The sequence below is a fragment of the Belliella kenyensis genome (assembly GCF_022549675.1).
GTDB lineage: Bacteria > Bacteroidota > Bacteroidia > Cytophagales > Cyclobacteriaceae > Belliella > Belliella kenyensis.
Genome location: NZ_JAKZGR010000012.1, coordinates 42,854 through 69,268 on the forward strand (window position 1 = coordinate 42,854; position 26,415 = coordinate 69,268).

The following is a 26,415-nucleotide window of genomic DNA, read 5'->3' on the forward strand; positions in this document are numbered from 1 at the left end:
ACCAAAGATCAAGATTTGATCGTAAAGGTTTTATTCAATTTTTAGGCGAAATAAGTCAAAAACTCACACTTTAATAACACTTCAACTTTGATTTTGTTCGTTGATCTTTTCAAGTTACATCAAAGGTTCTTAACTCATGTGTACTGAAAACTCTTGCTGTGAGCGGAAAAGTAATTTATTCAAAAAGAGCAGTTTAAAAATAGGAATAAAAAAAGCGAATCATCGATTCGCTAATTTTTCTAATGTGGTTTTTATCAATTGATCGACGATTCCATGAGGATCCTCGGCAAACTCATGTGTGATCCTATTCGCAACTATTGCATTTAAGCTCAGTACTTCATGACCAAGAAGTCTACCCATAGCATAGTATCCAGCTGTTTCCATTTCAAAGTTAGTAAGCTTGAAATCTCCAATGGAAATGGAGGCGAGCTTTTCAATAATATCAGGAATCGCAGGTTTGATACGAACTTCTCGTCCCTGAGGTCCAAAAAAACCTGGACAAGTAGCTGTATTCCCTTTTATCAAATCATGGCCTAAAAGATCAATCAACAAACTTGAACCTGCGACACAATAGGGAGTAAAAGCTACTCCAAGTACCTGCTTCACCGAATCAGAGACTTCTATTTCCAAATCACTATATTCTGTCTGATAATATGTCATCAATGTATCTAATCCTACTGCATAGGTAGAAGCTAGCATAGAGCCCGCAGGAATATCAGACCTCATACTCCCAGAAGTTCCAATTCTTATGATGTCTAAAGTTGTATGGTCAGTTTTCGGAAGTCTAGTCTGAAAATCAACGTTTACCAAAGCATCGAGTTCGGTCATAAATATTTCAATGTTATCCGTACCCATTCCAGTACTCATCGCAGTGATAGGCACTCCTTTGTAGGTACCCGTATGCGTTACAAATTCCCGCTTCGAAACTTCATGAGTGATTTCATCAAAATATTGGGAAACCTTGGACACCCGCTCAGGATCACCCACAGCGATCACTGTCGAAGCTAACTGCTCAGGCAATAAATTCAAATGATAAATACTCCCATCTGGATTGATGATCAACTCAGATTCAGGTATGCGATTTCCCATAGGGTGATTAATTTACTTTTTCTTTATTGGATTTTCTTTGCAGTCCCTTGTACGGATTGTAGCCATTACTTACCTTTTGATAGTATCCTGTGCCATCATAAGGTCGTTTTTCAGGATGTTCTTTGCAAGTAGTAGAACATGCGCCTTCCATTTCCCATCCACAGTTTTCGCAGATTGCTACGTGTGCATTACAAGTCGGGTTGGCACAGTTGACCATACGCGCTGAGACAGTTCCACATACGTGACAGGTTGAGATTACCTTTGGATTTACCTTGTTCACATCCACAGCTATTCTGTTATCAAACACATAACATTTTCCTTCGAAGTCTTCTCCTCCAGCCTCTAGACCGTACTTGATAATCCCTCCATGTAGCTGATAAACATCTTCAAAGCCTTGTTCTAAAAGAAAAGCGGATGCTTTTTCGCATTTTATACCTCCGGTACAGTACGTCAGCACCTTCTTGTTTTTTAGGTGCTCTAGCTCTTTTACTTTTTCTGGAAAATCCCTGAAATTATCTATATCTAAGGTTATAGCATTTTTGAACCTGCCCAATTCATGTTCATAATTGGACCTCACATCCAGAATAACCACATCCTCTTGATCTTTCAACTTTTTGAATTCCTCCGGCTCTAAGTGCTTGCCAGTCCTGACATTCGGGTCTATGTGCTTCAAGCTACTGTGTACGATTTCTGGCTTGACTCTTACATGAATTTTCGCAAAAGCATGTTTGTCATAAGGCTCGACTTTGAACTCTGTCTTTGCAAATCTAGGATCTGCATGAATATATTCCATATAACGCTCGCAGTCTTCTCTCAGACCCGAAACAGTCCCATTGAGACCCTCGGAAGAAATGATGATCCTACCTCTTATATTATTTTCGATACAAAAGAGGTGATGCTCTTCTCTATATGCCTCCGTATCCTCGATAGGGGCATAGCAATAATAGAGCAAAATGCTGTGTGTTTTGTTTTCCATAACTTAAGCCTTGTTTCCGACAAGGTGTTTGGGTTGATCTATTAATAAACTTGATTTAAATTTTACTTTTTTATGGGTGATGCAGGATTTCCGAAGACCGTTTCGTTAGCTTTCACGTCAGAAATCACCACTGATCCTGCTCCGACTCGTGCATTTTTTCCAATCGTAATACCAGAAACTATCACTACACCTGAACCGATAAACGCTCCCTCTTCAATAGTCACGTTTGAATTGACAATAGATCCAGCACCAACTTGAACAAAATCACCTACTTTGGCTCCATGATCTATAATCGCTCCCGTATGAAAAATACAATGGCTGCCTATGGAGGCTCCTGTACCTATGAGTACTTTCGCATTGATAAAATTACCATGCCCTATGACTGAATCAGTAGATATGTAGGAAGATTGATGAATAGCATTGATGGGCTGCACCTTCCGCCTTTCATTCAGCATTTTCACTAAAAACTGCCTGTATTTATTGTCATCCACGGCCACAAATGCCTCACATTTTTTCCCAATTAGCTTCAAGAAACCATCATCCTCCGGATGTCCAAGTATTGGCACTACATTAATCTCTTGCCCATATAGTGCTTCTTCTTCATCAAGAAAACCATACACCACCACACTATTGCTGTTAAAAATCTCTAATGCGGGATGAGCTATACCTTTTGCTCCAAATATAATTACTGGTTTTTCCATGAATTTATCTCTTTTGGATTGCAAAAGTACGTCATATTGAACTCCAAAGCAAAATTCATTTCTTGCTTGGTTTTAGCAAATTTTGACCAACCTTGCATTCCAAACACTTTTTTTGCTGGCAATTGGCTCGAAAAAGTCCTATCATCCCTTGTGAATCAAAGGAATTTTGAGCGTTCCATCCGCTAGAAGAAAATTTCCTGACTATGAAATTCTCTTCTGCGACTATTGATTGTAGCAAGTCAAAGCAGCGCTCCTGCCAATGAGATTCTTGTAAATACTTGCCATAAGCAAACCATATAGGAACGACAAAATTAATTATCAATAGGTTGAATGAGTTTACACTAATTTTTCCACTTATCTTTTTTCCAGACTTCTTGTCAAAGTGATAATGATATCTCCAATAATCAGGAATGGTGATGTCAAAGATATCTTGTAAGGTCTTGAAATTTGCAGAATCATTCAGTATTGTTGAGAGTAAATTGGGACTTTTGCTAATAATCTCCCCTAATTGAACTAGCCTATAGGTTGGAAAATTCCCAGGTCTTACACCCATAAATTTCCATTGTGAAAAATGCATAGGAGTAGGCAAGCTGTATTTCTTACTATGAAAATCAAATTCTCCCTTCAAGATTTTACCATATTCATCCTGAACCTCATCAGGAATCAATCCTGCTTGTCCGAGCAATATGGCTTGGATAATCAATGATGACCCACCATGCTTCTTCAACATTTTAATGGTCAGCATTGCTGATAAATGTTCCATTGCATTGGCGTTAGTTTTGAATCCAAAAGCACGCATCATCCATTGAAAACACGCCTCTTCCCAATCGCCCTTAGTTTTGTCCAAAATCTCCAATACTTCAGAGGACTTTTTGTCCAATCGCTCCACAAGTGCCTTTTCCAATGCTGAAAATTTTATGATGTCTGCCACATCATGAATGCTTTCTGAGCAGAGTAGTGCTTCATTTCCTGATATCAAGCGCTCATAATTTCTCAAAACATCAAGTAGTATTCTACCTTTCAGAACCAGCGTAGGAACTGGAGTCCCGTCTTTTCTAAAAATCGGTTTATCCTCCTCCCAGACCACGTGGAGGATCACACTGTTGTACCTAGGGTCAGAATCATGCTCATGATGTTTCCAATCAGAAGCTTTCAAATGTACCTCCACATGCCCAAAGTATTCAAGCTTGCCAATCTGCACATGTGCTTCCAAAAAATCAGGTCCTTCATAAAAATTATGAAAGCCGATTTTCTTGATTTGAATCGAATCTCCATTGGAAGTATCCAAACCTTGCTTATCAAAATACTGGTACTTCCAGACTGTCTGTAGAAAATCCTCTTGAAACTTCATTGTAGAAAAATTAAATGATACAAAAATCAAAAATAATCCTGCATTAACCGTTATCTTGCTGTCAATCAGATCATTGATAAGAACTCATTAGATGCACGGCATAATTTTATGAGCACATTACTTGCCCTTTCACCAGAAATATTTCTAGCAAAAATTTAGTAAAAAAAGATCAAACGTAGAAATTATTTGCAAAATTTTTGAAGAAGCTCTTCCATCTCAGCTTGAAGCTTCCTGGCTTCGTCTCTAGCGACTTGGGCGAAGTCCTCTCCATCGCTTGCGTAGATTATCCCTCGGGATGAGTTTACCAGAAGTCCACAATGTGCATTCATGCCGTATTTAGCCACTTCTTCCAAACTCCCTCCTTGTGCACCTACTCCAGGAACTAGGAAGAAATGGTCTGGAACTATTTTCCTAACTTCCGCAATAAACTCCCCTCTTGTCGCACCAACTACATACATCAAGTTATTTGCACTTCCCCATTCTTGACTTTTCTCAAGAACGTGCTGGAATAAAGGCTTACCATCCCCTGATTGGATCATTTGGAAATCTTGGCTACCCTCATTAGAAGTCAATGCCAGCAAAATGACCCACTTGCCCTCAAAAGACAAGAATGGACTTACACTATCTACACCCATATATGGTGCTACCGTAATTGAATCAAAATTCATCCGATCAAAAAAGGCTTGAGCATACAAGCGTGAAGTGTTTCCTATATCCCCCCTTTTAGCATCGGCTATTGTAAAAATATCGTTCGGAATATAATCTAAAGTACGTGCCAAACTTTGCCAACCTTTTGCGCCCAAAGCTTCATAAAACGCTGTATTTGGCTTATAAGCTACAGCCAAATCCTTTGTTGCATCGATGATTTGTTTGTTAAATTCAAAAATTGGATCCTCATACTCGAGCAAATGTTTTGGGATTTTATGAAGATCAGTATCAAGACCTATACATAAAAATGACTTTTTCTCTTGAATTTGCTTGAATAAGGTTAATTTGTCCATGCTTGCTAGGGTTTGGGCAAAAATAGACAATTTGATTAAAAAACATACGCAATTCCCTATAGATGACTTTAAATTAATCTATTTGGACATATTGCTAGCGTAGATCGATGATTTCAACCTTTCCATATTTTTGAGGATTGAAGACAAAGTAATCATCAGAAAGCTTAATACTTGTGTCAACAGATTTAAACTGGTATTTGAGCTTTCCTCCTTGATCATCAGTAATCTCCCATCCCACAAGGTCTTTTTTATTTTTATCCACCCACAAATTCACCTTTTTGAAGGGTGCTCCCGCTTTTTCAGCTTTCAGCTCAATCTCTTGTACAAGCACACCATTGACGTTTCTTTCTCCCAAGAGTTTGTAGTTGTAGCCTTTTTGATAAATAGTATAAACAGATGAAGGCTTAAGCTCATCTTCCATTTCATTGGAGTTATTGATTGTGACTTCTTTGTAACCACCAGAATTGATAAAGGTCCAAACTGTCTTCCCGTTATTGAATATTTCTTGGCCTTGCTCTGGAAGAACAAGATGATATTTATCTCCTTTTATGGCTATCTCTCCCGACTGACTTTGAGCAGCTTCGCCAGACATGGCATAAGAGTACTCAAATGTAGCTTTCATACCTTGAAGTGATTGATACTTTTTACTAACTGCATCTAGAACAGCCTTTGCGTTTGAATCCTTCTGAGCATGTGATACTCCCACTAAAGATACTAGGAGTAATGCGGCTAAAGTTAATCTCTTAATCATACTTTAATTTGCTTTGAATAATGCTTTAATTAAGCTTTAAAGACTACTCAACAACCGTTCCAAACTTGCTTCATCTTGGATCAATACTTCTCTTGCTTTACTCCCCTCGAAAGGACCTACTATTCCCGCAGCCTCCAATTGATCTACTATCCTACCTGCTCGGTTGTAGCCTAATTTTAATTTTCTCTGAATCAAAGATGTACTTCCCTGCTGATGCATTACAATCAATCTAGCTGCATCATCGAACAATGGGTCTCTATCTGCCAAATCAACATCTAGTGAGCTGCCATCACCCTCCTCACCTACAAACTCTGGCAAAAGATAGGCATCTGGATACCCACCCTGCTCACCTATCCAATCACAAATTGCATCTACTTCTGGTGTATCCAAAAATGCACATTGCAACCTGGTCATCTCTGAGCCAGATGAAAGCAGCATATCACCCATACCGATCAATTGATCTGCTCCACCAGCATCTAAGATTGTTCTACTATCTATCTTGGAAGTCACTCTAAAGGATAATCTTGCTGGGAAATTCGCTTTGATAATACCCGTAATAACATTCACCGAAGGTCTCTGTGTGGCTACTACCAAGTGAATGCCTATCGCCCTAGCAAGCTGTGCCAATCTAGCTATTGGTGCCTCAATCTCCTTACCAGCAGTCATCATCAAATCCGCCAATTCATCTATCACCAACACGATATAAGGCATGAATCTATGGCCTTTCTCTGGATTTAATTTACGAGCTACAAACTTCGCATTGTACTCTTTGAGATTTCTACACCCTGCATCTTTCAGCAAGTCGTATCTATTGTCCATCTCTGTACAAAGTGAGTTCAATGTATATATTACTTTTTTGGTATCTGTAATGATAGCCTCCTCTGCTCCTGGAAGTTTAGCAAGAAAATGTCTCTCAATTTTATTAAAGAGTGTCAACTCCACTTTTTTGGGATCAACAAGTACAAATTTCAACTGAGAAGGATGTTTCTTGTATACCAAAGAGGCAAGGATCATGTTCAAACCAACGGATTTACCTTGACCTGTAGCACCTGCCATGAGCAAGTGAGGCATTTTGGCAAGATCCATGACAAAGACTTCATTAGAAATAGTTTTTCCTAAAGCAACGGGTAAATCTTTATCGCTATGCATGAACTTCTCTGTACCCAAAACTGCTCGTGCTGGCACCAATTCTCTGTTTTTATTTGGTACTTCTATACCAATGGTACCTTTGCCTGGGATTGGGGCGATGATTCTAATCCCTAGTGCAGCCAGACTAAGGGCGATATCATCTTCAAGATTTTTGATTTTTGAAATCTTCACTCCTGGATCTGGCACTATTTCGTATAAAGTCACCGTGGGACCAATGGTTGCTTTGATTTCTTGAATACCAATCTTAAAATTGACAAGGGTCTCTACGATTTTGTTTTTGTTCTCTTCTAGTTCCTGCCTAGTGACTGTGACTTTTTTGACGTCATATTCATTTAGCAATTCAATCGTAGGATATTGATATCTTGGCAAGTCTAAGGTAGGGTCATATGGATCCAAGTTAGCCACCTGATCAGCTGTCTTCTCTTCATCATCCACTTGATGAACAGAAAATTTCCTATCAACTTCCTCTATCACTTCTTCCTCTTCTGGCAAATCATCCATTCCTTCTATGTTGAATTCAGGCTGTGCGATAGGTTTTTTAGTTTCATTTTCTGTAGCATTAATCGTCCAAGAACTCCCATCCTCTTCAGAATCTGCATTATCCTCAGGCAGTTCCTTTTCCAACATTGCTGAAGAGTTCTCCACCATTTTTTTGAATAAGTCATTGATGTCTTCCTCATTTTCATTTTCATCTGCCTCTTCCAAATCGAAGCTATCCAGCTTACTTTCTGAATGATCATTGCTTTCCAGTTCTGATTCTTGGTCAGTCTCCGAAGCTGAAGTTCTCGGAGACCAGCTGAGATGATCTATATTGAAGAAGAAGATCACAAAAATCAACAATGCACCTGCAATTAGTACAAAACTCCCCCAACCAAGAAAATCGTTAGATAGCCTGCCTAACTCGTAGCCAAACCCTCCGCTCAAATTATTGAATGCGGAATACCCATCAATAAGTTGAACAATGTATCCTGTAAATAATCCAAGCCAGAAAGTAAAGAATAAGGCAAAAGTACTGTACCTAGAAAGGGAAAAAAGAGAAATTTTAAAAGCTAGCTTTACTCCTAAAAGAAATAAGAATGGAGGTAACAAAAACGCTGCTATTCCGAACCATCTTCTTATAAAAAGCTCCGCAACATATGCCCCAAAGTAACCTTGCCAATTTCTAGTTTCATTTGCACTTTCTCTGAGCCCTTGGTCAAGTGCTGACAGCGCACTTTGATCTGCTTTTCCAGTGAATATATAACTTACAAAAGCAAAAAACATCACTATAGCTAGGATGATCAATACTATCCCAACCGTAATTGGTATTTTCTTATTCTTGAGAAAAGCAATTGAGAATTTTCTCTGCTTCTTCTCACCAGCTTTTGCTCTCGTCTCGTCTTTCTTTCTAAAAGTATTAGTTTTTGGTGCTTGTGAAGCCATATTTGAATTTTTCCTAAATGAAATTACGCTAACAATGAACTCGAAATATACAGATTTCTAGCTTATTGATTTTGAAAATGTGACAAAAGCCCCTTTTTGATAGACTTTACTATACCTGGCCCTTCGTAGATCATTCCTGTATAAACCTGAACCAAGCTTGCTCCAGCCTCCAATTTGTCAATAGCATCTTGTGCTGTAAATATCCCTCCCACTCCTATAATGGGAAAAGAAGCTCCAGATCGCTCATGCAAATATCTAATCACTTCTGTACTCCTTGTCGCAAGCACTTTACCGCTTAGTCCTCCAGCTCCCATAGCTTCCACTTGATCCATGTCTGTGACCAATCGACTCCTGTCTATGGTGGTATTTGTAGCAATCACTCCATCTATACCCGTCTCCTTCACTATCTCAATGATATCATCTAGCTGACCTTCAGTAAGGTCCGGGGCAATTTTCAGCAAAATAGGTTTTGGATTGTCTTTTTTATCATTGGCAGATTTTACAGCAGAAAGTAATTTTTTCAAAGGTTCTTTCTCTTGCAAATCCCTTAGGTTTGGTGTATTGGGAGAGCTGACATTCACCACAAAATAATCTACATATGGGTGCAATGCCTCAAGACAAATCAAGTAATCGTCTACGGCTTGCTCATTTGGTGTTATTTTATTCTTGCCAATATTTCCCCCTACGATTACATCTGATTTTCTATTTCGCAACCTTTGTACAGCCTCTTCTACTCCACCATTATTAAAGCCCATTCTATTGATGATTGCTTGATCATGCGGCAGCCTGAACATCCTTGGTTTAGGATTTCCTTCTTGAGGCTTTGGTGTCAAGGTACCTATTTCAATAAATCCAAAGCCCAAAAGTGACATCTCATCTATCACTTTGGCATCCTTATCAAAACCTGCTGCCAAGCCTATCGGATTTTTGAATTTCAATCCAAAAACCACACGCTCCAGTGACCTGTCTTCTAGACCAAATTGACTTTTCACGATTGGTTTGATAATGGGAAGGTTGAATAGTCTTTTGATCCACGCAAAAGTAAAATAGTGTGCAGACTCTGGATTCCTCTTAAAAAGGATAGGTTTTATAATAGCTTTATACACGGCGTGGGGTTTTGATTTCAGTGCGCTAAATTACAGCAAATATGAGTTTTTGCGAAGAAAAAATGTGATAATGAAAGATACCCTATTCTTAGTCAAACAAATATATTCAATATATAGCTTTGCTGTTCACATCATAGCACCTGCGCAGGTTCCTTCTATTTGAAAAACCTAGCTTAATTGTCTTCGTACAAATCAACAAACAAACTTCTATACTCATGAAGAATTCTATCTTTTTATTTTGTCTACTTTTCCTTTGTGGTACTTCGATACAAGCACAGCAGCATTTAATCGGAGTCCATCTCAATGGTGGCTTTGCCACAGGAACTCTTCAAAATGATACAAACGGACTTTTTGTACCTGCTATCGGTGCGCAAGGGCTGTTCAAATTATCAACCACCCCTATATATCTTGGCGGGGAATTTGGCTATGGCAGGTATGGTACCAATATGACTAGAAGCAATACAGTCATCAACGGAACCGAGCAGCGATTTCGAATCAGGCGAAATAATAATGTAGCAACGCTTACTGGATTGATGAGAATCATGCCAGAAACTAGTCTTGGAATCAGGCCATTTGTTGAGGCACAGTTGGGAGGAATTCATACCTACACAAGGTCAAGAGTACGAGAAAATAGACTCAGTGACCCCTTATCATCTGGCACTGAGGTTTACGATTGGGCCTTACTGTATCAATTAGGAGGTGGTGTAATGATCCCATTGAACGAAAGTAAAGAGACTTTTCTAGAACTTCGTGTAAGTTATGTCAACTCTGGGGAAATGAATCTCCTCACTAAACAAGATGCTTCATACAATGATCAAGGACAAGTTACTCTTACAACTAGACGAGTACCCTTTGAAATGATACAGCCCAGTCTAGCTATCAAATTCAACTTTTAGAGATCCAATTCATTTTCTTGGATGAAATTCATTGAGAACCTGTCTTAAATAGTCTCTATCCAAATGGGTGTAAATCTCTGTCGTAGTGATACTTTCATGTCCTAGCATTTCTTGTACGGCCCTCAAGTCCGCACCCCCTTCTATCAAATGTGTAGCAAAACTATGCCTGAAGGTGTGTGGACTCACATTTTTGACAATCCCTGCAATTTCTACCTGTTTTTTGATGATCAAAAAAATCATCACCCTTGTAAGTTTCTTACCTCTTCTATTCAAAAAGACAACTTCCTCATGGCCTTTGGCAATGGATTGATTTTTTCTAATCTCATTCAAATATATTTTCAAATATTTAATCGCATCCGAGCCAATGGGTACAAGTCTTTCTTTGTTACCTTTTCCAATCACCCTTAGAAAACCTATGTCAAAATACACATTTCCGATTTTCAAATCAACCAACTCCGACACCCTCAAGCCTGAACTATAGAGCATCTCTAGCATAGCTCTATTCCTATGGCCTTCAGGTTGTCCGAGCTCAATGCTTTCTAGTATGACATTGATCTCTTCATAACTCAATGTGTCTGGTAACTTCCTGCCAAGCTTGGGTGTCTCGAGTAGTTGAGCAGGGTCTTCAGTGATCAGATCCTCATACATCAAAAAACGATAAAAAGCCTTGATCCCTGAAATTATCCTTGATTGTGAATAAGCAGAAATCTCTAAACTAGCCAAATCATTGACAAAACTTCTCAAGTGCTCAAGCTTAACTTCTAGTGGCGAGATAGCGGGGAATCGCTGCTCCATGTATGCCCTAAGCTTAGAAATATCTTGCTGATAAGCAATGATTGAATTTTTGCTCAAAGACCTTTCTAGCTTCAAGTAGTGTTGGAATTGCTTTTGGTATGAAGTCCAAGTGGACATATGGTACAATGGATTAGTGTAAGTTTCGGCTAAGGGAAAATAGAATGATACATCACATGCTTCAAAATAAGACAAAATTTGCCCTCAATTTCTCATATACAAAATTATAAGTATTCCATTCCCAATCAATAAAGAAAACGAATCTCATTTTTTTCAATTTGATAAAAGTAAAGCTGTAAGTCCAACACATAAATATATATAATACTTAAAATGACCGGATTCATTAAGCGACTATTCTGATCATAATAGCTGATTTATGGTTTTATAAGATATCAAAAGTTAGCTTAGTAAATGAAATCGACAAAATAAGCTCAAAGAGATTTTCTCTTTGTCATTTGACACGCTTGATTGTCCTTAAGTTGAAAAATTTGATTTAGCCCCCTGAAGCATTAGTTAAACACAAAAAAGCAACCCTAAGATTTTTAGCGCCTAAACCTTATGTATTTAAAAGCATTAAGAATAACTTTGTAGCGCATTGCGTACCACTAACCATTATACCATTTTGAAAATCATCGTCATAAACGGCCCCAACCTCAATCTATTGGGGAAACGGGAACCTGAGATCTACGGAAACCAATCTTTTGAAGAATATTTCGAAACACTAAAGGCAAAGTATCCATCCATCGAGCTCTTTTATTTCCAAAGCAATATCGAAGGTGAAATCATTGACAAAATCCATGAAGTAGGATTCTCCTATGATGCAATCCTACTAAATGCTGGCGGATATACGCATACTTCTGTAGCCATCTCAGATGCTATTGCAGGTGTGACCACACCCACTCTAGAAGTCCATATCTCCAATATTTACAAAAGAGAAGAGTTTCGCCATAAAAGTATTATCTCCAAATCCTGTATAGGCATGATTTCCGGATTGGGACTTAAAGGATACGAACTTGGCATACAATACTTCATCACAACCTAATCAAACCTATGATCACTACATTTTCTCCAGGGCCTTCGAAGGTCTATGATAACCTTGAAGGATACCTTAATGATGCATTTCAAAGCGGAATCATGAGCGCTAGCCATCGAAGCGCTGTCTTTATGAATCTTTATAAAGAGACAGAAACATTGATGAAAGAGAAGCTACACATGCCAGAAGATTACAAGTTATTGTTCACTTCTTCGTCCACAGAAAATTGGGAAATCATTACTCAATCCATTGTGGAGCAGGCAAGCTTTCACATATACTCTGGTTCTTTTGGTAAGAAATGGTATGAATATGCTAAACATATCAATGCAACTACTGGACAGTTAAAGATCGATGCCAATGAGACGGTGGATTTAGCGTCACTTCAAGTAGGGCAAGAATTCGACATTATAGGTGTTACCCAAAACGAAACCTCGAATGCTACTCAAGTTAGCATAGATACCATCAGATCTATTGGCGAAAAATTTCCAGAAAAAATGATCGCCGTAGATACAACATCCTCCATGGGCGGAATTTACTTGGATTTTTCGGTAGCGGATATATGGTATGCATCGGTGCAAAAGTGCTTTGGTCTTCCAGCAGGATTGGGGATATTGATCCTATCGCCGAAGGCCATAGCCAAAACCAAGTCAAAAGGAGAACACGGGAGATACAATAGCCTTAACTTCATGCTGGAGAATGCAGAAATATATCAAACACATTACACACCAAACGTCTTAGGTATCTATCTGCTCAACAGGGTATTGAAAGACCTACCTGAGATCCAACATGTGGATAGTGTAATCAGAAAGCGCATGCAAAAACTGGAATATACAGTGGCAATGACCTCAAAACTTCAACTTCTTATCAATAACGAAGCCGCAAGAAGTTCTACAGTACTCGCAATCTCAGGCTCAGAGTCATTTGTCACTGAAATAAAACAAAGTGCTACAAAAGCAAACATGCAGCTCGGTGGTGGATATGGTCCCTTGAAAGCATCTAGCTTCAGAATTGCTAACTTTCCTGCCATCACAGATGAAGAATTTGAAAAACTTATTGAATTTCTAAAACAATACTAAACCAAATGGGCACCTTCGACTTCAAAGAAGTATTATCAGTTACACTCATCTTGTTTTCGGTGATTGATATATTGGGATCTATCCCGATCGTGATCAATCTACGTCAAAAAGTGGGTCATATTGAATCAGAAAAGGCCACGCTGGCTGCTGGCGTATTGATGATTCTTTTTTTATTTCTGGGAAAGTCGATTTTGAATCTATTTGGAATTGGTGTTGAAGACTTTGCAATCGCTGGTGCATTGATCATCTTTGCTTTAGGTGCGGAAATGATCCTGGGAATAGAGCTTTTCAAGCCTGACCCAGACGCCAGTGGTGGTGCTTCCATCGTGCCAATAGCTTTCCCTCTTATCGCGGGCGCTGGTACTTTGACGACCATTCTTACTCTGAAGGCCGAATTTGAGCAGATCAACATAGGCATAGGTATCATTATCAACTTGATCATCGTGTATATAGTGCTCAAAAGCACCTCTTGGCTAGAAAGAAAACTTGGTAAAACTGGGCTTGATGTGTTAAGAAGGATCTTTGGAATCATCTTGCTTTCTATCGCCATCAAGATTTTCAAAAGTGCAATGTCTACTGGGGGATTGGTTTAGGTTTGCTGAAATACTAATCTAAGACTAATAAAAACCAGCAAATAATTTTAGTTCGAAACTTATGGAAAATCAATCACTAATTGGCTCTTAATTTCTTACCTAAAGTAGACACAGAGTAAACACAGAGTTTACTTTGTGTCTATTTTATAATTGTGATTTCGGCACAAATTGAGATTAACCAGTTAGAATCGAACAGGTATGGGTTAAAACCAAATTCTCAAAACCTTATACCTCCTCGATAAGCAAAACAGAAAATGGTTAATAATGATGTAGTTAAAAACTAAAATTGGATATTAATATCAATTCTAAATTAAACTGATAACTAATTTTCAAAGTTTAAATGCAAAAATGAAACTTTAGAAAAAACTGATTATACACCTTAATCAATATTTGCTTGAATAGGTTAATCATGATTCACTATTTGATTTGTGGAGGAGTCGCTTGCTCGATATAGGCAATTCCCTCATGATTTTCTATTATTTTCACACAATGGGTATTTGAAAATGTATGCATAAATGCATGGTGAGTTGTCAAAACTGCATCTTGAAGATCCTGATCATTTTCTAAATCTGAAATTTCCAACCCAACTTCTTTACACTCCTTTTTAGATATATGCCTAGCATGAGATTTTTGTATACTATGATTTGAAAAAGTATCTACAATATTTTTAACCCTCTTCATATCTCCGTCACACATGTTATTTTCAAGCCAATCAGAAACCATTTTTTCAGACCATTCGATAGCCTGTTTACAGGCACCCAAAAAAGTAGGATGATATTTCCCAATAATAACTTGCCATAATGATGCTGAATGAGGATTTTGTCTAATATCTTCTTTAGCTTGTTCAAACTCATTCAAAACAGCTTGGCAAGCCAAACCTCCCATTTGAGGATCAATAGGTCCTAAATTTGAATGTTTACCCATTACAATTTCTTTGGAAGCAAAAGCTATCATTGTTCCAGCAGACATTGATATTTGAGGAACTATCACCCTAATATCCTTATCATACATAGAATAAAGATAATCAACTAGCGACTCCGTTGCCGCAATATCTCCTCCTGGTGTATGTAGAATTAAATCTAACCCTTGAGATCTATCAAGTTTATTAATACCTAACATAAAGCCTGACTTATCCTTATCTCCTACTGCCGTTCCAGGAGCTTTTGGTTTTTGAAGCCAACCTGAATAATAGGCAATCGTATTTCTACCAGTTATTTCAGATACTTTCTTTAAGTACTTTCGCCTGACTGTATCTAATGGATTAACATTAGGGTTATTTTGTCGAGCTTGTTGAATTTCTACTATAACTTCATTCCAATTTGGCATACTTAAAAATCTTTAATTAAAGTTGTTTCTCCTAAAGTTGGGATTGGTACATAGTTATCGTCATACATTGTTAATTTTTGAAAAAAATCACCATCTTTTGTCCATTCAGATTCGACGACAACAGAATTTTTTGAAGATTCGACGATCATTTTGTAATCATCTTCAAAATTTTGACTTACAGATTTATTTTCTTTGATCTTCATATTTCAAATATACATTTTTTTTACATATTCATTTCATTTATAACTCTCGAAGTGGTAATAGCTACCAACTCCAGAATTCCAGAAACCCGTATAATTTAAAACTACTAACTAAATGATTTTTAAATAAAACTTTCACTAATCTGCTTTGATAACTTATACGAGATTTAACTCTGAAGTACCACTCTTAGTTTACTTCCCCTTCTTCATATTGCTCCAAACATCGAGACAGGGCATTACCCTCAAGATGTACACATTCACAAAATAGATAACCAGCAGTTTCATTTTCTGTACCTGCAAATTGAGATTTACAATCAGTCAAGGAGTTTCTCGGCATGATTTCAAATAGATTAGTGAAAATATATACTACCAATACTATAACTACTAAACTCCCAAAGAAAAATCTCAAGGGAAACTTCTTATCCATTTTTGACAGCTTCAAATCCAGATCATTTGACTTGGAAAAAATCCATTTGAATTGATCAAAATGGTAGCAAATCAAATATAAAGTTGCCAATACCATAAGCGTGGAAGAAACCAAGGACCCTTCAAACCGCACAGCTAGAGACAATATCCAGATATTGAAAATAATACTCATATATAGAAGCGCACCTGCCAAAACTGTCCTTGGAATTAGCAACATTACAGCTGCAAGCACTTGAGCTATACCAATAAAGGTGTAATAATAACCAGTATGAAACAAAGCATCCAGATAGGACCCCATTGGATGAATATCAGAAAGCCCACTTGCAAATCGCTCACCCATGATTTTGACCATACCAGCTATTAGGAAACCGACTGCTAAGCTTAGCCTACAGAACAAATAGAAACACCGATGCCAAAAATTTGATCTTATAGCTTGGTGAATGCTTTCAAGCTTAATGAATACACTTGTCATATCACTTAGTTTGAGTCAACTCAATTCCAATGCCCGGTAATCGCAAATGCTAATACTGCAAAACCCCACAACATCACCCCATAAACAATTGCAGATAGCAGGAAAGCAAACATTCTCTTTACTCCTTCTCTAAACCATATGAAAGTCATATTATAAAAAAAGATCGCACCCAAACCACCACCAATAGGAATAATTATGAGCGGATAAAGCATCCACATTTCAAACGTTTCTTCTTTTGTCAAAATAATGAAACATAGATACAATATAGGAATAATGGCTCCGATAGAAGTAGCTTTCAATAATGTATTTGTAGAGAGCTTGATGGCATTTTCTTGTGTTTTCATGATGTTAAAGTACTTTGAATTACAAAGTAAATTTTTAATTTTTTTACCCTTTATGTTCTTTGATCAAATATTCCAGATAATTCAAATGTTCCAGAAAAGCTTGCCTTCCCTTTACAGTTGCCCAATAATTCGTTTTAGGCTTCCTGCCCACAAAAGATTTTTCTACCATAATATATTCCAGCCTTTCCAAAGTCCGCAAGTGAGTAGAAAGGTTGCCATCACTTACTTCCATCATTTCTTTGAAACCATTGAAATCAGACTGCTCATTAGCCATCAGAATCGACATTACTTGTAGTCTGATTATGTTTTCGAATGCTTTGTCGTAAGTCCCCTTCACATCAACGCTCGTATCTGTAATACATCATTCCTCCATAAACAATATGAAGCACTCCAAATCCCAAAGCCCAAAATACAAGTCCAAATTCAGGGAAAAATGCAGCAAATAGTCCGCAGATCAACTGATAAATACCCAAATGTTTGATTTCATTCATCGTGAAATGCCCAGCGCTAATCAAACCTAATCCATAAAAAATCAAAGTAGCTGAAGGTATCAAATTATACTGACCCACATGTAACAATGCCAGAGCAAATAGACCACCACTGATTACTGGTAAGAATAGGGCTTGCATGAACCTTCTACTTGCAGGAGCCCAAAACTTCAGGGATTCCTTTCGGCTTTTTTTCTGACTCATCCAACCGGCAGTAGCCACTGCCAAGATCAAAACAACCATGGCTAATATTAAACTCTTCCATATCAATCCTTGAGAGATAGGCTGCTGATTTGAGGAAAAAGGAGATAGCCAAAAGTAAAAAATCCCTACCCCGATCAAGGCATATATACCAGCCAAAATCCCTGAGACACCGCTCAAAGACAAAAACCGGCTACTTCGCTCCATCATTAACCTAATTTCAGACAATGCTCTTTCAGGATTTTCCATATATTAAAGTACTTTGAAATACAAAGTAAAATTAAAATTATTGATATTCAAAAAACATTTTTCTCAATTGACAATTCTTAACAAATGGGATTCATTTTTAGATTATGGTGTAGAAAAAGAAGCCATTTTACTTTTTCCGCTCAATGGTATATCTCACAAGCCCTTCCAAGGACTTCTTATATTCAGATTCAGGAAAATCATTAAGTATCTGAAGCGCATCCTCAAAATAAGAAGTCATAACCTTGGTGGCATATTCAAGACCTCCTGATTGCTTCACAAAATCTATCACTTGATTGACTGCTTTTTTATCTTCATTTCTATTTCTAATCAAATAAATGATCTTTTTCTTATCTAACCAAGAGGCATTATTCAAGGCATAAATCAAAGGCAAAGTCATCTTCTTTTCTTTGATATCAATACCAAGTGGCTTGCCGATCTCATCCTCACCGTAGTCAAAAAGATCATCTTTGATTTGAAAAGCCATTCCAATTTTCTCACCAAAAACACGCATTTTTTCTACATGATCTTGACTTGCACCCGAAGTAGCTGCTCCCACTTCACAACACGAAGCAATCAAACTGGCTGTTTTCTGACGAATGATTTGATAATATACTTCTTCTGTGATGTCTAGCTTTCTAGCTTTGGCTATCTGTAAAAGTTCTCCCTCGGACATTTCTCTGACGGCATGTGAGACAATTCGAAGTAAGTCAAAATCTCCATTGTCTACACTCAATAACAAACCTCTCGAAAGTAAATAATCACCTACGAGTACTGCGATTTTATTTTTCCACAAAGCATTAACTGAAAAAAACCCCCTTCGGTAGTTGGCATCATCTACCACATCATCATGTACCAATGTAGCGGTATGCAGTAATTCAATCAAGGCAGCACCTCTGTAAGAAGACTCTGAGATCTGCCCACACACACCAGCAGTCAGAAAAACAAACATAGGACGCATTTGTTTTCCTTTGCGCTTGACAATGTAATTGGTAATGTGGTCGAGTAGCTTGACCTTACTTTTCATAAAGTCTCGAAACTTCTTCTCGAATTCCACCATTTCGGTGGCAATTGGCGCTTGTATTTGCTTTAGGTCAGGCTTCATGTATATAAGATGATGCAATAATACGATCTATTCTATCTTAGACAAAACCGTCACTTCAAATATTACTCGTAAGGTATAGAATAGTACTACTTTGATCATATTTTTGATAAACGGACATCCAAAATCTAACCTTATCTCTCAGAAATTGATTTCAATTTTCTAGATTTTCTTCATGAACAGCTTCAAATAATTCATATCTTTAAAATATCCATTTATGGATTAAAAGAAAAATTAGAATTAATGGCAATTCAAATAGTACGTCATTGATTTTGAAGTTTTCGTGAAGATTGCATCCTCTGAGGCAAATGGAAGGAAGTACGTATACTTGTTCACTGCCCAGATTTGAGTAATTTTGTATCTTTGATTTTTATCTAAATAACCGACTACCTTGACTGACGACTATATCAAAAAAAAATATGAGCCAATTCTTCCTCAAAAGGATGAATGGCCTGTCATGAAATTGAGTAAAAGCAGAAAAGAGTTCGTGAAGAAAGTAGCTGAGGCTGCCAAAAATAGAATTCTTGAATTCACTGGAGGGAAAGTTGAGGTTCTCAAAGAAGAATTAGAAACTACTCATTACCGAGAAAAGCTGCGTATCAAGCAAAACCCTTGGGCTGTGGATCCAGAAGATGATTATGACTTTTGGAATGGTGTAAAATCGTCCTTGGTACAACTGAGTGCAGACAATTCACTGACTAAGGTCCAAAGAAAGAAGAAATATATAGACATTCTTGATCAGATCACTCTAAGATACGCAGAGGAAATCGCTAGTACATTCAAGCATACACACTACAAAGTTACGCGATCCATTGTCACGACAGGTTTTGCGAGATTGCTCAATGCTGCAAGAGTGAAAGGGTTCAAGAGGCTTTTCAGTAACCAATACACCCTTCAGGATAAAATTCAGATCATAGGAGAGACCAAACATCTAAGAGATCTTGCTTCAAAGGGTACCATAATCATGGTTCCTACCCACTTTTCCAACCTTGACTCCATACTAATCGGCTGGATTATATCTGTATTGGGCTTACCTCCATTTATTTATGGAGCAGGACTTAATCTTTTCAACATAGAAATATTTGCCTACTTTATGAATGCTCTCGGAGCTTATAAGGTAGATAGAAGGAAAAAAAATCTAGTCTACATAGAAACTTTAAAAACTTATAGCTCAGAGGCTATTCAATTTGGAGTTCATAGCTTGTTTTTCCCAGGAGGCACTCGGTCTCGAAGTGGAAAAATTGAATCTAAGTTGAAACTCGGACTACTAAGCACTGCCGTTGAGGCACAAAGAGCAAACTACCAAAAAGGCATCAATGACGTTTCTGGCAAGATATTTATAGTTCCAGTTACTATCAACTATCATTTTGTCTTAGAAGCACCAAGCCTTATCAAAGAGCATTTGAGCATCACTGGACAAGAACGCTACTATCAAGAGTCAGATGAATTTTCGACGTCGCTGAAAATCTCCAAGTTCCTCCTGAAATTCTTCACCAAAGGATCAGATATCTCTGTCTCTGTAGGCAAACCCATGGACGTATTGGGTCACTATGTAGATCAAAATGGAAACAGCATGGATAAAAATGGAAGGATCATCGACACGAGAGATTATTTCATTTCTGATGGTAACATTACTGTAGATACTCAGAGAGAGGAAGAGTACACCAATAGGTTGGGAAATAGAATAGTTCAGGAATTCCATATTATCAATAGAGTCTTCAGTTCTCATCTTGTAGCATTTACTGCATTCCAAATGATCAAGAGAGAAAATAAAAAAATGGATCTATTCAACCTCTTGAGATTACCGGAAGAAGATCTATCTATCCCATATGCTTCTTTCAAAGCAGAATGTAAGCGGGTGTTAGAAAGAATATTTGAGCTCAGAGATAAAGGCAAAGTTCATATTGCTCCACATTTGAGAAGAGAAATAGATCAGATCATCACGCATGGTTTAGAAAATGTAGGGATGTATCATGCTAAAAGACCACTTTTAAAAGACAAAAACGGAAATATTATCACTGAAGATTTGAACTTACTTTATTATTATCATAACAGACTAGACGGCTATGATCTCGAAAAACTCTTTTAAATCCAAATCTATAGGAGTAGTGGGACTAGGCAGCTTTGGTACTGCAATAGCAAGTCTTTTGTCAGAAAAAAATCATGTCATAGCTTATGCCCGAAGGGCTGAGCTAGTCGACGAGATCAATTCAAACCACAGTATAGATGGGGTAGCCATCAATCCTAATATTCAAGCTACGCAAGACCCTGAATTTCTGTGTAAAGCTTGTGATGTGATTTTTTTCATGGTCCCTTCTAGTGCATTTATTGATGTAACCAGGCTGTTTTCCCCGTTCCTTTACCCCTACCACATGATCATTCATGGTACCAAAGGTCTTTGTCTTAACCTTCCCGAAGGAAAGTCACAAGAGGACATGAAGGTGATACGCAGAGAGAACATCCTGACGATGTCAGAGGTGATTTTAAAAGAAACAGTCGTCGTGCGAGTTGGCTGCTTGGCTGGCCCAAACCTTGCCAAAGAGCTGGCTGGAGGATTGCCTGCCGCTACTGTGGTCTCCAGTAAATTCAATGAAGTCATCCTTCAAGGTCAGAATTTACTTAGGTCTGAAAAATTTCAAGTCTACGGGAATTCTGACATCATTGGAGTGGAGCTTAGTGGTGTATTGAAAAACATTATCGCAATCGCATCTGGAGCACTTGCTGGACTTGGTTTGGGAGAGAACGCCAAAGGTCTTTTAATTTCCAGAGGCATGGTGGAGCTGATTTATATGGGCAATGCGTTAGGAGGAAGTCTTAAGTCATTCATTGGCCTTGCGGGAATTGGGGATTTGGTGACTACTTGCAACTCCACGCTTTCCAGAAATTATACTGTCGGCTACCGCCTAGCTAAAGGAGAAACGCTCGCTGAAATACAGACCACTATGGAAGAAGTAGCTGAAGGGATCAACACAGTTAGGTTGATGAAGAATTTCATGGAAAGTACTGGAACACGAGCACCTATCACTGAAAATCTTTACAAGGTACTATTTGGAGATCTAAAAATTGAAGAAGCAGTACAATACCTGATGAAATATCCATTCAGCGTTGATGTAGATTTCCTATAGAATATTTATAGCAGACTATTGCTGATACCTGATGTGAATATGCACCTATACCTAGAGGAGGTGTTTTATGCCAATTAAAATTAGCTTCCAGATCAATTCCAGAAAAACGGAAAAAGTTATCCCTTAATAACTTGTCCACCTGGGCGGATCAAATATCTATCAATAGCTAAATCTTGAAGGTATCTCAAATGATTTGCTCAATGGCATCTTGGTGGTAATATCAGATAGATTATGTACATCTATTAGGAAATTTTCAGATTTATAAGCTATTTGGTATTTAATCTAAAGGTTAAATTCAGTTGAAAAGCCCAAGTTCGCTTAAAAGAGGTATCCAAAAATGGGACTTAGTATTCTTGATCATCAATTCGGTCATAGGAGCTGGCATATTTGCGCTTCCTGCGAAAGTTTATAATATCTCGGGTGTGTATTCCATCGCTGCTTTTGGTGTGTGTGCCTTGGTGATGATGATGCTTATTCTTGTGTTTGCTGAGGTCAGTTCCAGATTTGATCGGACTGGAGGCCCCTATCTTTATACGCATCAAGCCTTCGGCCCTATCCCTGCATTCATCATTGGTTGGCTACTCATGCTCACTCGGCTGTTTAGCTATGCTACATTGATCAACTTACTTATCGTATACCTGGCATTTTTTTCAGAGATCTTTCAAAATGAATATATCCGAATCTTCTTAATTTTTTTGATCACTACTTTCATTACTTATTTCAACTGGATTGGGGTAAAAAACACTGCTCGTGTAAGCAATTTTTTGACCATCGCCAAACTATTCCCCTTAGCTGTATTTATCGTTGTTGGCTTATTTTTTTTAGATATTAATAATTTTCAGCAAAATGACCTGCCGAGCTTATCAGAATTTTCAGCTTCATCATTATTACTGATTTTTGCATTTGGAGGGTTTGAAGCTAGTCTTGTGAATAGTGGAGAAATTGTAAACCCTAAAAAAAACTTACCTTTTGGCTTGATCACAGCATCATTGGTGATAACTGGCTTTTACATCTTGATTCAAATCGTCTCTATAGGGACATTACCTGATTTGGCCAATTCAAGCTACCCTATAGCCGAAGCTGCAAGTGAATTTATGGGGTGGTGGGGTGGTATGTTTATCACTATCGGTGCAGTTATTTCTATCATTGGCACACTCAATGTACAAATACTCAGTGGGTCAAGACTACCCTTTGCTCTAAGTGAGGAAAATCAGCTTCCTGAAATTTTCAAAAAAATCCACCCAAGATTTGCTACTCCATGGGTATCTATTCTTGTATTTGCAAGCCTTGTAGCTATTGTAGCTACCTTCTGGGGCTTTATGAACTCTCTTGCCATATCGGTCATAGCTAGACTACTACTGTACGCAATGGTATGTGCGAGCCTTATCAAATTACGAAGTTCTGAACCAACAAGCAAAAATTTTTTCAAAGTGCCTTATGGTAACCATATCGCTATATTGGGAATACTTGCCACAGTTTGGCTACTGTCAGGCACACATATCGATGAGATCCTTGATACTGTTTATTGGACAGGTGCAGGCGTCGTAATTTATGCCATTCATGCTTTTACCAAGACCGAAAACTAAAGTGTATCTACTTCTCTTTTCCCCAAAATATGTGACACAATATGCTCGGCATGGACAATCGAATTCTCAATAAAAAACTCTCTGGTATTCAATCCACCGCAAACAACTCCAGCCAAGTACACCCCAGGAATATTTGATTCTTGGTTGGTCTGATCATAGCAAGGCTGTCGTTTTTCGTCTATACTCAAGGTCACACCAAGCTGATCAAGCAAGGAAAAATTGGGAACATAGCCAGTCATGGCCAAAACAAAATCGTTCTCGATGGTAACATCTCCTTCTGGAGTCTCAATTACCACCTCATTTTCCCTAATTTCTTTTACCAAGGAGCTTGTAAAAGCTTTGATACTACCTTCCTTGATCCTATTTTCTATATCTGGTTTGACCCAATACTTCACATTTGGGTCAATCCCCTCTCCTTTGAGAAGCATGGTCACTTCTGCACCTTTGCGCCAAGTCTCAAGCGCTACATCTACGGCTGAGTTTGCACCACCCACGACGAGTACCTTTTGACCAATGTACGGCCAAGGTTCTTTATAATAATGCTTAACCTTTGGAAGATCTTCTCCAGGGACATTCATCAAATTTGGAAGATCATAGAAGCCTGTCGCTAAGATGATGTTTTTTGCTTGATAGATACACTTGGAAGTCTTGATTTCAAAAGCCTGACCTTGGTGATGCATTTTCTCAACTTTTTCATACAGATTAATTTTCAGCTTCCATTTTTCCACTACTCGCCTATAATATTCCAAGGCTTCTGTACGTGTAGGCTTATGCGACACAGACATGAAAGGGACTCCACCCATTTCCAATTTGTCAGAGGTAGAGAAAAAAGTCATGTTCAAAGGGTAGTGATAAAGCGAATTGGTCAACACACCCTTTTCTACAATAACATATCGAAGGCCAGCCTCTTCACAGGCTATCCCACAAGCAATCCCTATAGGGCCTCCGCCGATTATCAAAACATCCAATACTTCCATTTTTTGTAAAATTTCGTGACAAGGTATTTAAACAGCTTTTCACACAAATCTGTTCATTGATTATTGACTAACCAAAAATGATATCTTTTGATCAGAAGCAATATTCTTAATCTGATCAAAGGTACGTTCAATGATTTCTATTTTATCGTCATTTCCCCATAACAACACCGTCGTATTCACCGTACCATAGTAATCATCAATTTTAATGAATTGAGCGGAAAGGTGCCTTTCTTGGTATAAAGTAGCACCAGTATTAGGCAAAAGCTCATCAGGATCCATTTTTTTAGAATGCACTACTTGCATGAGTTCCTCTGGATCAAGCGCATTTTCATCTATGGCTTGTTGTAATTTAGACTTTGCAAGGGTCAATTTGGTCCAAGGCGTATCCAATAGGGCATTGCTGAGGCCGTACAAACCAGGCTCAATTTCTTCAATTCCTTCTTTATAGTTTGAGAAATAAAACATAGATTGGCCATCCCCTAACAAAATATTGAAGCCTTCATAATTATCTTTATCTAAGTCTACCTGTTTCAAGAAATCTGAGGGTGAAGTATCTCCCTCTAGAAAATCTTTGACCAAGTCCCCTCTGGTTTTTGGGTTCTCTTTTGGATTCTTTAGATCTCTGTAGTTTGTCAAAGCTGCAAATCTACCATGAGGGTGAACACCCATCCAAGTACCTCCAGCTTTGAGGTCTTTTCCTGCATAGAAGCCACTTTCCCACTTTTGGAGTGGGGCTGAAGGTCTTTGAAAAAACTCATCCCTATTTGCCACAAGGATGAGTTTGTACTTTGGATGGTTTTTCCAGTTGAAGGTGATCAAGCACATAAGGCGAAAGTAGTACAAAAGTTTTACTTAACTTTTACGCCTTGGCTTTTTTGAGTTTTGGATAGTCCGTATAACCTTTTTCTCCAGGAGTGTAAAAGGTAGCATCGTCCCATTCCGCAAGCGGTGCATCCTGCTCAAACCTCTCTACCAAATCTGGGTTGGAAATAAATAGCTTTCCATATGCCACCGCATCTGCTAGTCCTTCAAGTATGTATTGATTTCCTTTTTCTTGATCAAAATTGGCATTGATGATCAATACCCCTTTGTACATTGGTCTGTACCTGTGGGCAATTTTTTCTACTGCATGTGGAACATCAGAGACATCATTGAAAGGCTCTGAAAGGTGAAGATATGCCAGATTATAATCATTCAACTTCTCTATGATGTAGTCAAATGTAGGTATAGTCTCCTCATCTAATGTCATTCCAAATATATTGTGTAAAGATGGATTCAATCTCAGTCCAATTTTCTCCTCTGGCATTACTTCTTTGATTGCGTCTATCACTTCAAAGAGTATTTTCGCCCTATTTTCCTTGCTCCCTCCATATTCGTCCATCCTGATATTGGATGTCCTACTAAAAAACTGATGAAGTAAGTATCCATTTGAAGAATGTATTTCTACTCCATCAAAGCCTGCTTCCATGGCATTTTTTGCCGCATTCTTGTAGTCAAGAATGGTTTGCTTGATTTCATCAAGACTCATTTCTTTTGGGGTTACAGTCTCTTTGAATCCACTAGGTGTAAATGACTTTGAGTATGGGTTGATAGCAGAAGGTGCATGAGGCAATTCTCCATTGTGAAAATCAGGGTGTGACATTCTTCCAACATGCCAAAGCTGAAGAAAAATCTTTCCCCCTTCTTCATGCACCGCTTTGGTGACAGCTTTCCAGCCTTCCACTTGTACTTTAGAATAAATCCCTGGCGTATTGATGTAGCCTACAGCTTTGGTAGAGATTTGCGACCCTTCAGCTATAATCAATCCAGCCGAAGCTCTTTGCCTATAATATTCTACATGTATATCAAAAGGCACCTTATCTGGATTGGCCGCTCTACTCCGTGTCATTGGCGCCATCACTACCCTATTATTAAGTTCAATTTCTCCAATTTTCAATTTTTGCAATAGTGGTTGCTTGCTCATGGTGATTAATTTTTTGTTGGTTA

At 38.2% G+C, this 26,415-nt stretch carries 26 protein-coding genes; 7 read left to right on the forward strand and 19 right to left on the reverse strand.

The annotated features are described in order from the left end of the window. Positions 1 to 219 precede the first annotated feature (219 nt). From MM214_RS13215 to MM214_RS13250, 8 genes are all read right to left on the reverse strand, one after another. Entirely contained in the window at positions 220 to 1,089 is an 870-nt protein-coding gene (locus tag MM214_RS13215; protein ID WP_241296108.1) for a nucleoside phosphorylase, read from the reverse strand. A gap of 7 nt (positions 1,090 to 1,096) precedes the next feature. Beyond that, complete coding sequence (gene trhO / locus MM214_RS13220) at positions 1,097 to 2,065, reverse strand: oxygen-dependent tRNA uridine(34) hydroxylase TrhO (protein ID WP_241296109.1); 969 nt, start codon at positions 2,063 to 2,065, stop codon at positions 1,097 to 1,099. A 62-nt stretch (positions 2,066 to 2,127) separates the two neighbouring features. Then, on the reverse strand, positions 2,128 to 2,766 hold the full coding sequence (locus tag MM214_RS13225; protein WP_241296110.1) for an acetyltransferase: 639 nt from the start codon (positions 2,764 to 2,766) through the stop codon (positions 2,128 to 2,130). Between the two features lie 55 nt (positions 2,767 to 2,821). Then, on the reverse strand, positions 2,822 to 4,117 hold the full coding sequence (locus MM214_RS13230) for a DUF2851 family protein (protein WP_241296111.1): 1,296 nt from the start codon (positions 4,115 to 4,117) through the stop codon (positions 2,822 to 2,824). A 182-nt stretch (positions 4,118 to 4,299) separates the two neighbouring features. After that, positions 4,300 to 5,118 carry an orotidine-5'-phosphate decarboxylase gene (gene pyrF / locus MM214_RS13235; protein WP_241296112.1) on the reverse strand — a complete coding sequence of 273 codons (819 nt, stop codon included), beginning with the start codon at positions 5,116 to 5,118 and terminating at the stop codon, positions 4,300 to 4,302. Between the two features lie 94 nt (positions 5,119 to 5,212). After that, positions 5,213 to 5,869: a LolA family protein gene (locus MM214_RS13240; RefSeq protein ID WP_241296113.1), complete on the reverse strand. Its 657-nt coding sequence runs from the start codon at positions 5,867 to 5,869 to the stop codon at positions 5,213 to 5,215. A 36-nt stretch (positions 5,870 to 5,905) separates the two neighbouring features. Continuing rightward, positions 5,906 to 8,440, reverse strand: a complete 2,535-nt coding sequence (locus MM214_RS13245) for an FtsK/SpoIIIE family DNA translocase (protein WP_241296114.1) — start codon at positions 8,438 to 8,440, stop codon at positions 5,906 to 5,908. 62 nt (positions 8,441 to 8,502) lie between these two features. Beyond that, on the reverse strand, positions 8,503 to 9,546 hold the full coding sequence (locus MM214_RS13250; protein WP_241296115.1) for a quinone-dependent dihydroorotate dehydrogenase: 1,044 nt from the start codon (positions 9,544 to 9,546) through the stop codon (positions 8,503 to 8,505). 215 nt (positions 9,547 to 9,761) lie between these two features. Between MM214_RS13250 and MM214_RS13255 the strand changes: the two genes are divergently transcribed. Then, the gene (locus MM214_RS13255; protein WP_241296116.1) at positions 9,762 to 10,442 is read left to right on the forward strand and encodes a hypothetical protein; all 681 of its coding nucleotides are present in this window, start codon (positions 9,762 to 9,764) and stop codon (positions 10,440 to 10,442) included. A gap of 9 nt (positions 10,443 to 10,451) precedes the next feature. Here MM214_RS13255 and xerD read toward each other — a convergent pair whose 3' ends face one another. Beyond that, positions 10,452 to 11,354 (reverse strand): site-specific tyrosine recombinase XerD, encoded by a 903-nt coding sequence (gene xerD / locus MM214_RS13260; RefSeq protein ID WP_241296221.1) that lies wholly within the window; start codon positions 11,352 to 11,354, stop codon positions 10,452 to 10,454. A gap of 502 nt (positions 11,355 to 11,856) precedes the next feature. Between xerD and aroQ the strand changes: the two genes are divergently transcribed. Genes aroQ through MM214_RS13275 form a run of 3 tightly spaced genes read left to right on the forward strand, consistent with a single transcriptional unit; the run spans position 11,857 to position 13,936 of the window. After that, a complete protein-coding gene (gene aroQ, locus MM214_RS13265) occupies positions 11,857 to 12,276 on the forward strand; it encodes a type II 3-dehydroquinate dehydratase (RefSeq protein WP_241296222.1) in 420 nt (139 codons plus the stop codon). Between the two features lie 11 nt (positions 12,277 to 12,287). After that, complete coding sequence (locus tag MM214_RS13270; protein ID WP_241296223.1) at positions 12,288 to 13,343, forward strand: aminotransferase class V-fold PLP-dependent enzyme; 1,056 nt, start codon at positions 12,288 to 12,290, stop codon at positions 13,341 to 13,343. Between the two features lie 5 nt (positions 13,344 to 13,348). Further along, entirely contained in the window at positions 13,349 to 13,936 is a 588-nt protein-coding gene (locus tag MM214_RS13275) for a MarC family protein (protein ID WP_241296117.1), read from the forward strand. 417 nt (positions 13,937 to 14,353) lie between these two features. Here MM214_RS13275 and MM214_RS13280 read toward each other — a convergent pair whose 3' ends face one another. The 7 genes from MM214_RS13280 to MM214_RS13310 all read right to left on the reverse strand — a co-directional run bounded on the left by MM214_RS13280 (position 14,354) and on the right by MM214_RS13310 (position 18,744). Next, a complete protein-coding gene (locus tag MM214_RS13280; RefSeq protein WP_241296118.1) occupies positions 14,354 to 15,262 on the reverse strand; it encodes an SDH family Clp fold serine proteinase in 909 nt (302 codons plus the stop codon). Between the two features lie 2 nt (positions 15,263 to 15,264). Next, positions 15,265 to 15,465: a hypothetical protein gene (locus tag MM214_RS13285; RefSeq protein WP_241296119.1), complete on the reverse strand. Its 201-nt coding sequence runs from the start codon at positions 15,463 to 15,465 to the stop codon at positions 15,265 to 15,267. Positions 15,466 to 15,649: 184 nt separating this feature from the next. Beyond that, positions 15,650 to 16,228, reverse strand: a complete 579-nt coding sequence (locus MM214_RS13290) for a DoxX family protein (protein WP_241296120.1) — start codon at positions 16,226 to 16,228, stop codon at positions 15,650 to 15,652. Positions 16,229 to 16,380: 152 nt separating this feature from the next. Beyond that, positions 16,381 to 16,704, reverse strand: coding sequence for a hypothetical protein (locus MM214_RS13295; protein ID WP_241296121.1), 324 nt, complete (start codon positions 16,702 to 16,704; stop codon positions 16,381 to 16,383). A 43-nt stretch (positions 16,705 to 16,747) separates the two neighbouring features. After that, entirely contained in the window at positions 16,748 to 17,041 is a 294-nt protein-coding gene (locus tag MM214_RS13300) for a winged helix-turn-helix domain-containing protein (RefSeq protein WP_241296122.1), read from the reverse strand. Position 17,042: 1 nt separating this feature from the next. Continuing rightward, the gene (locus MM214_RS13305) at positions 17,043 to 17,642 is read right to left on the reverse strand and encodes a hypothetical protein (RefSeq protein ID WP_241296123.1); all 600 of its coding nucleotides are present in this window, start codon (positions 17,640 to 17,642) and stop codon (positions 17,043 to 17,045) included. A gap of 127 nt (positions 17,643 to 17,769) precedes the next feature. After that, positions 17,770 to 18,744, reverse strand: coding sequence for a polyprenyl synthetase family protein (locus MM214_RS13310; RefSeq protein ID WP_241296124.1), 975 nt, complete (start codon positions 18,742 to 18,744; stop codon positions 17,770 to 17,772). A gap of 388 nt (positions 18,745 to 19,132) precedes the next feature. Between MM214_RS13310 and MM214_RS13315 the strand changes: the two genes are divergently transcribed. The 3 genes from MM214_RS13315 to MM214_RS13325 all read left to right on the forward strand — a co-directional run bounded on the left by MM214_RS13315 (position 19,133) and on the right by MM214_RS13325 (position 23,452). Beyond that, the gene (locus MM214_RS13315; RefSeq protein ID WP_241296125.1) at positions 19,133 to 20,830 is read left to right on the forward strand and encodes a 1-acyl-sn-glycerol-3-phosphate acyltransferase; all 1,698 of its coding nucleotides are present in this window, start codon (positions 19,133 to 19,135) and stop codon (positions 20,828 to 20,830) included. Next, positions 20,808 to 21,866 (forward strand): NAD(P)H-dependent glycerol-3-phosphate dehydrogenase, encoded by a 1,059-nt coding sequence (locus MM214_RS13320; RefSeq protein WP_241296126.1) that lies wholly within the window; start codon positions 20,808 to 20,810, stop codon positions 21,864 to 21,866. The genes MM214_RS13315 and MM214_RS13320 overlap by 23 nt, the downstream gene beginning before the upstream one ends. Positions 21,867 to 22,165: 299 nt before the next feature. Further along, positions 22,166 to 23,452 (forward strand): APC family permease, encoded by a 1,287-nt coding sequence (locus MM214_RS13325; protein WP_241296127.1) that lies wholly within the window; start codon positions 22,166 to 22,168, stop codon positions 23,450 to 23,452. Here MM214_RS13325 and MM214_RS13330 read toward each other — a convergent pair. The 3 genes from MM214_RS13330 to MM214_RS13340 are packed head-to-tail and all read right to left on the reverse strand — an operon-like array spanning position 23,449 to position 26,392. Continuing rightward, on the reverse strand, positions 23,449 to 24,429 hold the full coding sequence (locus MM214_RS13330) for a YpdA family putative bacillithiol disulfide reductase (RefSeq protein ID WP_241296128.1): 981 nt from the start codon (positions 24,427 to 24,429) through the stop codon (positions 23,449 to 23,451). The genes MM214_RS13325 and MM214_RS13330 overlap by 4 nt on opposite strands. A gap of 60 nt (positions 24,430 to 24,489) precedes the next feature. After that, complete coding sequence (locus tag MM214_RS13335) at positions 24,490 to 25,254, reverse strand: NRDE family protein (RefSeq protein WP_241296129.1); 765 nt, start codon at positions 25,252 to 25,254, stop codon at positions 24,490 to 24,492. 34 nt (positions 25,255 to 25,288) lie between these two features. After that, positions 25,289 to 26,392, reverse strand: coding sequence for an alkene reductase (locus tag MM214_RS13340; protein ID WP_241296130.1), 1,104 nt, complete (start codon positions 26,390 to 26,392; stop codon positions 25,289 to 25,291). Positions 26,393 to 26,415 lie beyond the last annotated feature (23 nt).

Coding starts and splice junctions, on each gene's coding strand:
- MM214_RS13215 (WP_241296108.1), bottom strand. CDS start 1,089: ATGGGAAATCGCATACCTGAATCTGAGTTGATCATCAATCCAGATGGG.
- trhO (WP_241296109.1), bottom strand. CDS start 2,065: ATGGAAAACAAAACACACAGCATTTTGCTCTATTATTGCTATGCCCCT.
- MM214_RS13225 (WP_241296110.1), bottom strand. CDS start 2,766: ATGGAAAAACCAGTAATTATATTTGGAGCAAAAGGTATAGCTCATCCC.
- MM214_RS13230 (WP_241296111.1), bottom strand. CDS start 4,117: ATGAAGTTTCAAGAGGATTTTCTACAGACAGTCTGGAAGTACCAGTAT.
- pyrF (WP_241296112.1), bottom strand. CDS start 5,118: ATGGACAAATTAACCTTATTCAAGCAAATTCAAGAGAAAAAGTCATTT.
- MM214_RS13240 (WP_241296113.1), bottom strand. CDS start 5,869: ATGATTAAGAGATTAACTTTAGCCGCATTACTCCTAGTATCTTTAGTG.
- MM214_RS13245 (WP_241296114.1), bottom strand. CDS start 8,440: ATGGCTTCACAAGCACCAAAAACTAATACTTTTAGAAAGAAAGACGAG.
- MM214_RS13255 (WP_241296116.1), top strand. CDS start 9,762: ATGAAGAATTCTATCTTTTTATTTTGTCTACTTTTCCTTTGTGGTACT.
- xerD (WP_241296221.1), bottom strand. CDS start 11,354: ATGTCCACTTGGACTTCATACCAAAAGCAATTCCAACACTACTTGAAG.
- MM214_RS13275 (WP_241296117.1), top strand. CDS start 13,349: ATGGGCACCTTCGACTTCAAAGAAGTATTATCAGTTACACTCATCTTG.
- MM214_RS13280 (WP_241296118.1), bottom strand. CDS start 15,262: ATGCCAAATTGGAATGAAGTTATAGTAGAAATTCAACAAGCTCGACAA.
- MM214_RS13285 (WP_241296119.1), bottom strand. CDS start 15,465: ATGAAGATCAAAGAAAATAAATCTGTAAGTCAAAATTTTGAAGATGAT.
- MM214_RS13290 (WP_241296120.1), bottom strand. CDS start 16,228: ATGGGTGAGCGATTTGCAAGTGGGCTTTCTGATATTCATCCAATGGGG.
- MM214_RS13295 (WP_241296121.1), bottom strand. CDS start 16,704: ATGAAAACACAAGAAAATGCCATCAAGCTCTCTACAAATACATTATTG.
- MM214_RS13305 (WP_241296123.1), bottom strand. CDS start 17,642: ATGGAAAATCCTGAAAGAGCATTGTCTGAAATTAGGTTAATGATGGAG.
- MM214_RS13310 (WP_241296124.1), bottom strand. CDS start 18,744: ATGAAGCCTGACCTAAAGCAAATACAAGCGCCAATTGCCACCGAAATG.
- MM214_RS13320 (WP_241296126.1), top strand. CDS start 20,808: ATGATCTCGAAAAACTCTTTTAAATCCAAATCTATAGGAGTAGTGGGA.
- MM214_RS13330 (WP_241296128.1), bottom strand. CDS start 24,429: ATGGAAGTATTGGATGTTTTGATAATCGGCGGAGGCCCTATAGGGATT.
- MM214_RS13335 (WP_241296129.1), bottom strand. CDS start 25,254: ATGTGCTTGATCACCTTCAACTGGAAAAACCATCCAAAGTACAAACTC.
- MM214_RS13340 (WP_241296130.1), bottom strand. CDS start 26,392: ATGAGCAAGCAACCACTATTGCAAAAATTGAAAATTGGAGAAATTGAA.